Source organism: Aeromonas sp. QDB23 (assembly GCF_027707745.1).
Classification (GTDB): Bacteria; Pseudomonadota; Gammaproteobacteria; order Enterobacterales; family Aeromonadaceae; genus Aeromonas; species Aeromonas allosaccharophila.
In genome coordinates this window covers 49,847-61,778 of record NZ_JAPCJA010000017.1, presented here as the reverse complement: position 1 = coordinate 61,778, position 11,932 = coordinate 49,847, and the positions used below count along the sequence as shown (strand labels likewise).

At 61.3% G+C, this 11,932-nt stretch carries 8 protein-coding genes; 5 read left to right on the top strand and 3 right to left on the bottom strand.

All coding sequences use genetic code 11. The features are described 5' to 3' along the window. Positions 1-396 precede the first annotated feature (396 nt). A complete protein-coding gene (locus PG888_RS09800; RefSeq protein WP_182939086.1) occupies positions 397-1,689 on the top strand; it encodes an HAAAP family serine/threonine permease in 1,293 nt (430 codons plus the stop codon). A gap of 63 nt (positions 1,690-1,752) precedes the next feature. On the opposite strand, the gene PG888_RS09795 is transcribed toward PG888_RS09800, so the two are convergent. Further along, a complete protein-coding gene (locus PG888_RS09795) occupies positions 1,753-2,793 on the bottom strand; it encodes an MBL fold metallo-hydrolase (RefSeq protein WP_182939087.1) in 1,041 nt (346 codons plus the stop codon). A 155-nt stretch (positions 2,794-2,948) separates the two neighbouring features. Here PG888_RS09795 and PG888_RS09790 point away from each other — a divergent pair, with 155 nt between their 5' ends. Then, on the top strand, positions 2,949-3,848 hold the full coding sequence (locus tag PG888_RS09790; protein WP_182939088.1) for a LysR family transcriptional regulator: 900 nt from the start codon (positions 2,949-2,951) through the stop codon (positions 3,846-3,848). Between the two features lie 101 nt (positions 3,849-3,949). Continuing rightward, positions 3,950-5,230 (top strand): L-methionine/branched-chain amino acid transporter, encoded by a 1,281-nt coding sequence (gene yjeH, locus PG888_RS09785; protein WP_182939089.1) that lies wholly within the window; start codon positions 3,950-3,952, stop codon positions 5,228-5,230. A gap of 52 nt (positions 5,231-5,282) precedes the next feature. Here the strand turns inward: yjeH and PG888_RS09780 are convergent, their stop codons facing one another. Together PG888_RS09780 and PG888_RS09775 are read right to left on the bottom strand one after the other, a co-directional pair. Then, positions 5,283-5,822: a GNAT family N-acetyltransferase gene (locus PG888_RS09780; RefSeq protein ID WP_182939090.1), complete on the bottom strand. Its 540-nt coding sequence runs from the start codon at positions 5,820-5,822 to the stop codon at positions 5,283-5,285. A gap of 76 nt (positions 5,823-5,898) precedes the next feature. Next, positions 5,899-7,635 carry an ABC-F family ATP-binding cassette domain-containing protein gene (locus PG888_RS09775; protein WP_182939091.1) on the bottom strand — a complete coding sequence of 579 codons (1,737 nt, stop codon included), beginning with the start codon at positions 7,633-7,635 and terminating at the stop codon, positions 5,899-5,901. Positions 7,636-8,266: 631 nt separating this feature from the next. On the opposite strand from PG888_RS09775, the gene cadC reads away from it, so the two are divergent. Beyond that, on the top strand, positions 8,267-9,820 hold the full coding sequence (cadC, locus tag PG888_RS09770; RefSeq protein ID WP_182939093.1) for a lysine decarboxylation/transport transcriptional activator CadC: 1,554 nt from the start codon (positions 8,267-8,269) through the stop codon (positions 9,818-9,820). A 755-nt stretch (positions 9,821-10,575) separates the two neighbouring features. After that, positions 10,576-11,910, top strand: a complete 1,335-nt coding sequence (gene cadB / locus PG888_RS09765) for a cadaverine/lysine antiporter (RefSeq protein WP_182939094.1) — start codon at positions 10,576-10,578, stop codon at positions 11,908-11,910. Positions 11,911-11,932: the final 22 nt, after the last annotated feature.

Sequence of the window (11,932 nt, the reverse complement as noted above, 5' to 3'; positions counted from 1 at the left end):
GCCATTGATTCCGGTGAAACTAAGTTTAATTGTTAAAAAAAACTCACAATAAGGCGCTTCTAGTGTGATCTTGGTCGTCCGAAAGGCGACCCGAATCAAACTTTGGTTGATTAATTCAAAAAAACGCTGTGATTAATAGGGGCATTTAATTAAAGTCAGCCCATCAAGAGTGGTGCGCGTTAATCGGTTGTTAAGTGAGACGGGCGCCGACCCTCAGGGTCAAAATCTCGCACTGTTGTTTGTTGCGGTCTTGTTGTCACAAGGAGTGATGGCCAGGTTGCCGGGGTGCGAGAGGTTAATAACAAGGACGGACAGCAGGCGTTCCAGGGAGAGGGAACCGGGCCAAGGGCCCGAACAAACAAGAATCCCATTTTTCCTAGATGACAGGAACAACATATGTCTGACATGAATATTGCAGCTGATGGTCGTTTAGCCAGCAACACTTCCCGTGGCATCAACAAGGCCGATGTGGTCTGGATGCTGGGTCTGTACGGTACCGCGATCGGTGCCGGTGTGCTCTTCCTGCCAATCAACGCCGGTGTAGGTGGCCTGTGGCCGCTGGTTGCCATGTTGATCCTGGCCCTGCCGCTGACTTTCTTTGCTCACCGTGGTCTGGCCCGCTTCGTGCTGTCCGGCTCTACCCGTGATGGCGACATCACTGAAGTAGTAGAAGAGCACTTCGGCAAGACCGCAGGCAAATTCATCACCCTGCTCTACTTCTTTGCCATCTACCCGATCGTACTGATGTACTCAGTCGCCATCACCAACACCGTCGAGAGCGTGATTGTTCACCAGCTGGGCATGTCTGCACCTCCCCGTGCCATCCTGTCACTGGCGCTGATCCTCGGTCTGATGGCTGTTGTTCGTCTGGGCGGCCAGGTTATCGTCAAAGCGATGAGCGTGCTGGTATTCCCGTTCGTGATCACCCTGATGGGCCTGGCGTTCTACCTGATCCCGCATTGGAATGGTGCCATCATCACTGAAGCTCCGGCCCTGTCCGATGCCTTCAATGGTGACTTCATCAAGACCCTGTGGCTGGCCATTCCGGTCATGGTGTTCTCCTTCAACCACTCCCCGATCATCTCCTCCTTCGCGGTGGATAACAAAGGTCGTTACGGTGAAGGTGCCGAGAAGAAGTGCAGCAACATCCTGCTGGGCGCCCACGTCATGATGGTAATGACCGTTATGTTCTTCGTATTCAGCTGCGTACTGAGCCTCTCCCCGGCTGACCTGGCTGCTGCCAAAGAACAGAACATCTCCATCCTGTCCTACCTGGCCAACCACTTCGACAACGCGGTTATCGCCACTGTGGCTCCGTTGATCGCCATGGTTGCCATCAGCAAATCCTTCCTGGGTCACTACCTGGGTGCGCAAGAAGGCATGAACGGCCTGATGGCCAAGGCGCTGCGTGAAAAGGGCAAGAACGTTGACACCAAGCAACTGAACAAAATCACTGCCGTGTTCATGATCCTGACCACCTGGGCCATCGCCACCATCAACCCGAGCATCCTCGGTATGATCGAAGACCTGGGCGGCCCGATCATCGCAATGCTGCTGTTCCTGATGCCGATGTACGCCATCGCCAAGGTGCCGGCCATGCGCAAATACGCTGGCAACATCAGCAACGGCTTCGTGACCCTGATTGGCCTGATCGCCATGTCCGGTATCATCTACAAGCTGATTGCCTGATAACTCCGGTTAATCCTTGTGAAAAAGCCGCCTCGTTCGAGGCGGCTTTTTTTTGGCCGGAATTCAGGGCTGGGCGTTGTCGATATTCTCCGACTGCCAAAGGGCATAGCCCTTGCCGGAGGCCGTGGTGGGCAGGTCGATCTGCATCAGGTCATTGCCGATGACGAAGGGGCCGGTGTAGTGGGCACGCAGATCCTGCGCCAAATCCTTCACCGAGATCTGGCCGTTGAGGCCGATATGGCTGAACACGGTCAGCGCCGGTTTGGCTTCGTTCATTACCCGGGCCGCTTGCTCGGGGGATGCGAGGTGACCGGCGATCGCCTTGTAGCCGGGGTTGGCCTTCATCCGGGCGGCGGAGGTCATGGAGACGCAGTGCACCAGCAGATCGGCCCCCTTGGCCTGCTTCACCACTTCGGGGCTGTAGCGGGTATCGCCGGAGAGCACCACGCTGTGGCCGTGGTAGTCGATGCGATAGCCGAACGATGGCTTGATGTTGACCCCGTGGTCGTTATCAAAGGCGGTCACCTTGACCCCATCCTGGTCGTAGACCACCCCGGCGGTGACCTCGTGGCTGTTGATCTCCACCCCGTCCAGCGGCGTTCCCTCATCCTTGACCCGGGTGGCGATGTCGGTGGCGTAGGCCTGCTGCAAGCCACGGGCGAGGGCGGTGATGTCTTTGGGGCCGTAGAGTTCCATTGGCGCGTGGCGCTGGCCATAGGCCGGTTGCAGCCAGCCGGTCAGCCAGAGATCCGCCAGCCCGTTGGTGTGGTCTGAGTGAAAGTGGGTGAGGAAGAAGGCGTTGACCCGGCCGATGGGGATATGCAGCTGCCACAGGCGAGTGGCGGAGTTGCGGCCAAAATCGAACACCAGCTTCTGGTTGCCCGCCTCGACGAGGGTGCTGTAGCCGCCGCGACTGATCTGGGGCACCGGGGTGCCGGTGCCGAGCAGGCTGACCCGGAAGATATCGGGCTGGGCCTTGCTCAGGGTTGCGGTGGCCGGGGCGGGAGTCTGATCGTGGTTGTTGATAAAGCTGCTCTCGGCAGCCTGACTGACACCGGTGGCGAGCAGACCGACCAGTAGCGCGGCCAGATAGGTACTTTTCATGGAGAGTTATCCTGTGGGGAGGGAATGGCATCACTCTATTGGTAACTAAAAGATGGATAAATTGGCTAAAATCCATTTCTTAATAAACTTTTGGTTGTGAATAGGGGGCCTGGCAGCGGGCCGCATAGCCCTGAAAAGCGGGCAAAGGAGGGGTTTTGGACCGATTGACCAGTATGCGCATCTTCACCCGGGTGGTGGAGCTGGGTTCATACAGCGCGGTGGCGAGCGAGCAGGGGATCAGCGCCCAGATGGTGGGCAAGCATGTGCAGGGACTGGAGCAGTGGCTGGGGGGCAAGCTGTTTCACAAGACCACTCGCCAGCAAGCCCTCACCGAGCTGGGGCTGCTGTTTCTTGCCCGCTGCGAGCGGGTACTGGAGGAGCTGGCGCTGACCGAGTCGCTCACCCAGAATCTGCTGGCCGAGCCAGCCGGTCGGCTGCGTATCGCCGCTCCCCTCAGTTTTGGCCACCACCGGTTAGTGCCGCTGCTGCCCGCTTTTCTCGATCGCTACCCCAAGCTGGATCTGGATCTGCAGCTCACTCCCCGCTGGGTCGATCTGGTGGAGGAAGGGTTCGACGCCGCCATCCGTACTCTGCGCCCGCAGGATGAGGCGCTCATTGCCCGCCCGCTGCTGACCCAGCACTACCGCCTTTGCGCGGCGCCAGACTACCTCAATCGTTACGGCGTGCCCCGTCATCCGGCCGATCTCGCTCGCCACCAGTGTCTACACGGCAACTGGGGTGAGCATGAGCGTTGGCAGTTTGTCGGCGAGGATGGCCAGAGCGAAGAGGTGCGGGTGGCCTCGCGTCTGCGCATCAACCACTGGCCAGCGCTGCTGACGGCAGCGCTGGCTGGGGCCGGCATCACTTTGCAGCCCGCCGAACAGGTGCGCGACCATATCGCCACGGGGCGTCTGTTCCCGCTGTTGAGCCACTATCAGACTCCTGCCAAGACCCTCTATTTCATCTATCCGGCGGCGCGGCGGCAGGTGCTCAAGATCACCCTGCTGGGGGATTTTCTGGCCGAGTCCCTGCAATCGGAATCTGAAGCTGAATAAAGGGCTGCATATTCTCGCCACCGCGCTTAACCATCGTGCTTAACAAAGGGGCGGGGCAGGCCTAACATGGCGGGATGTTTTTTTAGTCAGGACAAAAGGATATGTCTGGGTTGAAAAAGGATCTCGGGCTCTGGCAGGGGATGGGGCTGCTCGCCACTTCGCTGCTGGGCACCGGGATCTTCGTTGTGCCGGCGACCGCCGCCTCGCTGGCGGGCGGGGCCTCGCTGTGGGCCTGGTTGCTGCTGATTGCGCTGGTGCTGCCCATCGCCTTTACCTTCGCTCGCCTCGGCCGCCGCTATCCCCACGCGGGCGGCGCGCCGCACCTGATTGGCCTCGCCTTTGGCAATGGCGCCGAGCGCTTCTCCGCCTTCCTCTTTCTGGCGGTGTTACCGGTGGGGTTGCCCGCCGCCCTGATGATCGCCGCCGGTTTCTGGCACGCCCTGTTCGAGATGGGGGAGTGGGCCCTCTGGGCCATCCAGTTGCTCACTCTGCTCGGGGTCTTTCTGCTGGGGCTGCGCGGGGCGCGCTCCTCCGGCAACCTGCAACTGTTGATTGCGCTCGCCATTCTGGGGCTCACCCTGCTTATCTGGTTCAAGGGGGAAGTGAGCTGGCGCGACGCAGCCCGGCCCTTGCCGAGCGCGGGCGAGTGGCCTGCCATGGCCACCGCGCTGGCGGTGATGTTCTGGTGTTTTGTCGGGCTCGAAGCCTTCGCCCACATGGGGGAGGAGTTCAAGCGGCCGGAGCGGGATTACCCCATCGCCCTGCTCGGCGGGGTGCTGCTGGCGGGGCTTATCTACTGGGTACACTCGCTGGTGGTGCTCAAATATGGCCTCTATGGCGATGAGGCGAAGAATGCCACCGCCATCCCCTCCCTGCTGGCGCTGCTGTTTGGCCCCACCGCCAAGTGGCTGGTGGCGGTGCTCGGTTACCTCTCCTGCTTTGCCAGCATCAACATCTACATTCAGGGCTTTGCGCGGCTGATCTGGAGCATGGCGCGCGAAGGCAAGCTGCCCCCTTCGCTGGCCGTGCTCACCGCTCGCGGGGCACCGCTGCGGGCGCTCACTCTGGTGCTCGCCATCTGCCTGCTCTGCATCACCCTGATCATCTGGTTGCGACTGCCGCTCGATGAGCTGATCCGCTACGCCAACGGCAACTTCGTGCTGGTCTACCTGCTCTGCATGGCGGCGGGCTGGCGTCTGCTCGGTGGGGTGGGCAAGGGGCTGGCGGGAGTGAGCGTACTGCTCTGCGCCCTGGTGCTGGTGGCGCTCGCCACTCAGGTGCTATATGCGGTGGTGCTGAGTCTGGCCTATGGCGGCTTCTCGTTGTGGCGGCGCAGACGCCGCCGCTCGGCGTCCGATGAGCGTGTCTGCGCCATCAAGTAGCCGACCGACAAAAAGCCCCGCAGTCTCCAGGTGCGGGGCTTTTTGTTGCAGGTCACAGGCTGGTGGGCAGGTCGCTGCGCAAGATGGCGTAGTGGCGCAGGGAGATGAAGCCATCCCCCTTGCGCTCGCACTCCCGCGCAGTGCCCTCGTAGTGAAAGCCCGCCCGCTCGAGCAGGCGGGCGGAGGGGAGGTTGGGCTCCTCCACCACTGCCAGCAGCCGGTGCAGGTCGGTGGTGCGGTAAGTAAGCGGCAGCCACAGCCGCAGCGCCGCACTCATCACCCCCTTGCCCCAGTGTTCGGGATAGAGCCAGTAGCCCAGCTCGGCTCGCCGGTGAGTCGGGTCGGCATCGTTATAGCCGATGGCGCCCAGTGGCTCGCCCGTGTGCCGGTCACGAACGAGGTGCCAGGCGCCGCGGCCGGTGCGGATCAGCTCGGCATACCACTCCATTTGGGCTTGGCACGCCGTCAGGCTGTCGTAGCTGACGCCGTAATAGGCGACGACCCGCGGATCCGACAGGCCGCGATAGATATGGGGCAGATCGGCATCCATCACAGGGTCTAGCTGGATGACGTCCCCTTGCAGTGTGTTCATTCTCTTCTCCTTTTGGGTGGCCAACGCTGGCCCCCCGGTGTCAGTAAGCGGTTGTACAGAGGTATGGCGGTATGGATCAGCGATGGCTCAAGCCCAGCAAACCGGTAAGCTGCCGCAGTTCGTTACGCCACTGCTGTTGCAGGCGCGGAGTCTGGTGGCGCGGTTTGCGGGCCAGATCGGCGGTTAGCAGGGCGTCGAGCTCATACCAGCGTGCCAGCAGCATCTCTTCATCCTCCCCTTGGCAGGTAGAGCGGAGGTGCGCGGCCGCTTGCGTATCGCTGGTCGGTTGCAGAGGCGAGACCTCGGCGTCCAGCAGCTCGGCATAGGCCCGCTCGGCGCTGTGGGCCTCCCGGATCTGCCAGTCTCTGATCAGCCAGAAGCGGTTGCAACTGCGCTCGATCAGCTCCCGGTCGTGGGAGACCAGCAGCACGCCCCCCGGGAAGGCGGCAATGGCCTCGGCCAGCTGCTCCTTGCCCGCCAGATCCAGGTGATTGGTGGGCTCGTCGAGCCAGAGCATGTGGTGGCTGCCGAGCGACAGGGCGAGAAACAGCAGCCGTGCCCGCTCGCCCCCGCTCAAGGTGTGCACCTGCTGGCCGTGGCGGGCATAGGGGAAGCCCGCCCGGATCAGCGCCTGACGCCGTATGGTCTCCGGCAGAGGGGCCAGCGGGTAGAGGGCGTCACTCAGGGTTGCGTCGTCAGCCAGCTGCTGCAGCGACTGATCGTAATAGGCGATGCTGGCACCGGGGTGGCAGTACCAGCCTGTCTGCGGGCTCTGCGTGGCCAGCTCGCGCCAGCACTGGCGCAACAGAGAGGACTTGCCGGTACCGTTGGCGCCGAGCAGGGCAACCTTGTCCCCCGCCCGCAGCCAGAGCCCTTCGGCGCGCAGCAGCGGCGGCAGGTACAGCGCTGGTGACACATCGAGGGCATCCAGCCGCAGCAGGGTATCGGCAGGCAGGCTCACTCCGCGCAGCTCGAGCCGCCAGGGGGCCAGCGCCGCGACCTGGCTCTGCTCCTCCTGCAGGCGGGCGATGTGCTTTTCCATGGATTTGGCCTGACGCACCAGCTTCTCGTTGTCATGTTCCCGCCCCCAGATGGCGAGGCGCTTGCTGCTGGCACTCAGGCGGTCGATCTCCTTTTGTTCGTCGGCCCGGCGCAGATGGGCCTGCTCATCTTCGGCGGCCAGCGCCGCTCGCGCCTGGCTGCAGGGCAGGGTGAAGCGGTGCAACTGGCCATCGCGCAGGATCAGGGTCTGCTCGGTGACCCGGTCCAGCAGACGTCCATCGTGGGAGACCAGCACGAAGGCGCCGCGCCAGCCCAGCAGAAACTGCTCGAGCCAGAGCAGGGCGGGCAGATCCAGGTGGTTGCTGGGCTCATCGAGCAGCAGCAGGTTGGGTTGGCGCAGCAGAGCACGGCCTATCTGCAGCCGGCTGTGCTGGCCGCCGCTTAGCGCACTGACCGGCAGCGCGGCCTGAGCCTCCAGCTGCAGTTCGCCCAGCAGCTTGTCCACCTGCCATTCGGCGCTCGGGTCGTTGCCCAGCGCATCCAGCAGCACGGCGCGGGTACTGAGGGTTGAAAGCCTGGCAGGCAGTTGCTGGGCCACGAACTCGCAGCGGCAGGCTGCAGCCTGCACGATCCGGCCCGCCTGAGGCGTGCGCTCGCCCGCCAGCAGCGTCAGCAATGTGCTTTTGCCGCAGCCGTTGGCGCCAATCAGGCCGAGCCTGTCGCCTGTGCGGATGCCGAGTTCGAGATGGTCAAATAACGGAAGGTGCCCCGCACTCATCTGCAGGGAATGGGTACTCATCAGGGTTGTCATGCTCTTGCTCTCTTAAATCGCGGGATCGAAGATCCCTGTCATCAGGAGCGCTGGCGACAACGGCAGAGTCGAGAAAGGTCTCGGTATGGAGGGGAGTCGGCTTTGCTCGAACCCGCTATCGCAGCGCGATGGTATGCAGGCAAGAGCAGGCAAATGTGCCGAACAGGCGGGCCGAAATGATCGGGCACGCTTGGATAACCATGTTTTACCTCCTTGTGTTTCGTTATGGCACGGTGCAGCGATTATAAGAAGAGAGCCGGACCCAGTTCAACAATTCATCATGGTGGCGGGAGGTGTAATGGGAAGGTTGTCCATATGGGCCCGCTATTCTTTTATCCCTGGCCCCAAACCCCCAGTTGGATCAACTCAGCGGCGATTTATAGCCAAAAAAAGTGGGATCCAGCTCCCGTTTTGCTTAAAGTGCTCCTTTCCGATCCCGGTGGTCGGAATGCCCGCAAGGATGCCCTTCAGACGTAAACAGGATGGCCTGGCCAGACTGACTCACAGCGATATTCACTGTTCCGGTTCCCTTCTCTGCCGCGTCCCTGCTGGCAGCGCCCTGTTCCGTTCAGTCAGTCCGGGTCTTGCGTCACTCTCATCGTGCATTGTCTCCATCTGCAGCGAGTGAATCATGAGCGAATCGGTTTTTGAGATCCACGACTGGACCCTGAGCGTTGACGACAACATGTTGTGTCGCCCCGACCGCGAGGTCTACCTCGAACCCAGACTGGTCAATCTGTTGCGGTTTCTGGCGAGCAATGCCGGCACCGTGTTTGGCCGCGATACCCTGATCAACGAGGTGTGGGACGGCGCCGAGGTGACCGATCAGGTGGTGACCCAGTCTATCTTCGAACTGCGCAAGATCCTCAAAGATGGTCGCACCGATGCGACCGACTATATCGTTACCGTGCCCAAGCGCGGCTACAAGCTGGTGGCGCCGGTACGGCCGCTGCAGGTGGTTTCCGTGGTGATGGCGGATGAGCAGCCCGTGGCTGCGGTCAATACCACTCTTTCCGACAACCCGACCCTCTCCGATTTGAGCCCGCCCGCGACTGATCACGATGATGATGCACAGCCCAATGTTGCCCCTTTTCCCGCCGGGCCGCTGACCCGCGCCATCTCCAACCATGCCAAGGATGCCCGCAGCCGCTGGAAGATGGTGAGTTTCGATATCTTCGTGGCCATCGTGCTGATCGCCATTGTCAGCATGCTCAGCTACCAGCACACCAGCCCTCAGGTACACACCATGCTGGATCCCAATCTGCTGGTGTTTCGCTTCCACTCCGGCATGGATGACAACAACGAGAACGTGCGTCTGGCCGATGGCATCACCCGCGCCCTGATGGGGGAGGTAGCGGTGGCCACGCCATTGCGGGTGCAGTATGGCGCCACCAATCTGATGGGGGGCATCCTGCCCGGCAAGGAGCTGAGCGTGCGGGTCACCCGCCAGCCCCGCGGCACCTATCTCGATCTGGAGTACCGCAATATCAACACCAACCGGGTGCTGTTCAGCCACCAATACCAGCTCAGCCGCCACAATGTGCACGGGGTGTTGCAGGCGAGCAGTCAGGATCTGCTGCGCGCCCTCGACCAGCCCGATGCCGAGCCGGGGATGGGCTGGCCCACCGACGATGCCTCGCTGATGGCGCTGATGGAGGCCCACTACTACACCAACAGCCGGGATCCGGTGGCCCTAAAGCGCGGTATCGATCTGCTGGAGCAGGCGCTGATTGCCCATCCGGATCAGCCGCTGCTGCTGGCGGAGCGCTATCTGGCAGGCGAGGCGCTGGCCACCCTGGCGGGCAAATCCGAGAGCGAGCGGCTGCAGGGGATTGGCACCCATCTTGCCAGCGTGGTGCAAAACAGCGGCGCCTTGCCTGCCCGGGTGTGGGAGGCTCTGACCCTGCAGGCGATCCTCAACGGCCAGCAACAGCAGGCCAACTATCTGCTGGAGAAAGCGGCGAGTCGCGGCCGCTCGGTGCTCTACTACATACTGCAGGGCAAGCTGGCGGAGCTGGACGGTCGCCCCGAGGCGGCGGGGGATGCCTACAGTCAGGCCTTCCTGATGGAGGCGACCGAGCAGACCTATCTGCTCTGCCAGCAGCTCGGTTTCTACAGCAATATGGAGAGCCTCACCCCGGCTCTGTTCAATGCGCTGGGCCAGAGCAAGGTGAAGCTCTTCTAACACCGCAGTTTTGGTTTTCCCCCAGTCGGTGCGGTTGCCGACCTCATCCACAGGCTGCCTTCGGGCGGCCTGTGCTGTTTCTGCTTGTTTCAATCCTGCTGCTTGCTATTGGGGATAGTCGCTCTGGTGAGTCATGATTTATCCCCCGCAGCTCCTCACTATCCCCATTTGTCTTTGTCTTGCATGTGGCATTCGCTGCACTCGAGTTTGCCCGGCTTTGCGCCGCGCGCGTGCCTCGTGCCGTCATCCCGTTGTGGGCGGTGGGATAAGCTGTCCGTCACTACTCATTTCTCATTGCTGACCGGTTATCGCCGTTGCGCTTTACCTCTGAGCCTGGATTGTGATGAGCCGAGCGGAGGGCTGAACAGGAGGTGAGCGGCCACTCAGGGTAATGATCAGCAGGGCTTCCAGATGGTCGCAAGGGGAGTGGTCGCAATGGGAGCCGCTTTATCCCGGGTTTATCTGGCCAAAAATATCAAGGCGGCGAGATAAGGGGGTTATCAAGGGGCAAAAACGGGGCGGCCGGATATCAAGGTTTTATCAAGGTGACGGTGTGGCCTGATGTCAATTTACTGTTTTTAAATGGTTTTTAGCAAAAATGCCGAGGCGGTGAAAAAAGTTGGCTCATATTTTTATCCGTTAGCTGGTCTTTATGTTTTCCGGGGATGAGAGGCCTAGTCTGTGCCCATTCGTTGGCGGGGCGTTCCGCCAAATGTGTATGTGACGACCCGACCTTTTATAGAACCGGAGATCTTATGTCCCTAGATACGAGCAAGAAGATTGGCCTTATCGCCTGTACAGGTGTGGTGGCCGGCAACATGATGGGGAGTGGCATCGCGCTGCTGCCTTCGGCACTGGCCACCATCGGCTCCATCTCTGTCTTTAGCTGGGCAATCTGTCTGGTAGGCGCCATGGGCCTCGCCTTTGTCTTCGCCCGCCTTGCTACCAAGAACCCGCAAGAGGGTGGCCCCATTGCTTACGCTGGCGAGATCTCTCCGGTGTTCGGTTTCCAGACCGGTGTGCTTTATTACCACGCCAACTGGATCGGTAACCTGGCCATCGCCATTACCGGCGTATCCTACCTCTCGGTGTTCTTCCCCATTCTCAACAGCCCGATCCCGGCCGCCGCAGCCACCATCGCTGCCGTCTGGATCTTCACCTTCGTCAACCTGCTGGGCGGTAGCTGGGTAAGCCGACTCTGTACTCTGGGTCTGGTGCTGATCCTGCTGCCGGTTGTCGGTACTGCGGTGATGGGTTGGGGTCATTTTGATGCCACCGTCTACAGCCAGAACTGGAACACTACCAGCGGCAGCGACCTGCATGCGGTCATCAGTGCCGTGCTGATCTGCCTCTGGTCCTTCGTTGGCGTGGAATCTGCCGCCGTATCTTCCGGCATGGTGAAGAACCCCAAGCGCACCGTCCCCCTCGCCACCATGCTGGGTACCGGTATCGCGGGTGTTATCTACATCCTCTCTACCCAGGTGATCAGCGGCATGTTCCCGGCCGGTGAAGTGGCTGCCTCCGGCGCCCCGTTTGCCATGGCCTCTTCCGCCATCTTCGGTAGCTGGTCTGCGCCGTTTGTCTCTGCCTTCACCGCCCTGGCCTGCTTCACCTCGCTGGGCTCCTGGATGATGCTGGTGGGCGAGGCGGGCAAGCGTGCCGCCAACGACGGCAACTTCCCGAAAATCTACGGCGAACTGGACAAGAACGGCGTGGCCAAGAAGGGTCTGATCCTCGGCTCCCTCAAGATGACTGCGCTGATGATTGGCCTGACCGCCTTCACCTCCCGGTCCGCTCACGCAGCCGATCTCTTCAACGTGCTGACCACAGATGCGGTGTTGCTGACCATGCTGCCCTACTTCTACTCCAGCATTAACCTCATTCGCTTCGAGGGCATGACCTCCCGCAGCATCGGCGCGATGATCTTCTCCGGTGTGGCCTGTGTCTTCTGTCTGGTGGCCCTGATGGGTGCCAAGGGTTCCAACCTCACCGCTACCTTCGTGGTGTCGCTCATCATCTTGATGTTCTACGCCAAAAAACAGGGTCTGCGTCAGCACGATGCCCTGCTGAACGAACAACCCAGCAACTGATTCCCCCTTTTATCTTCCGAGC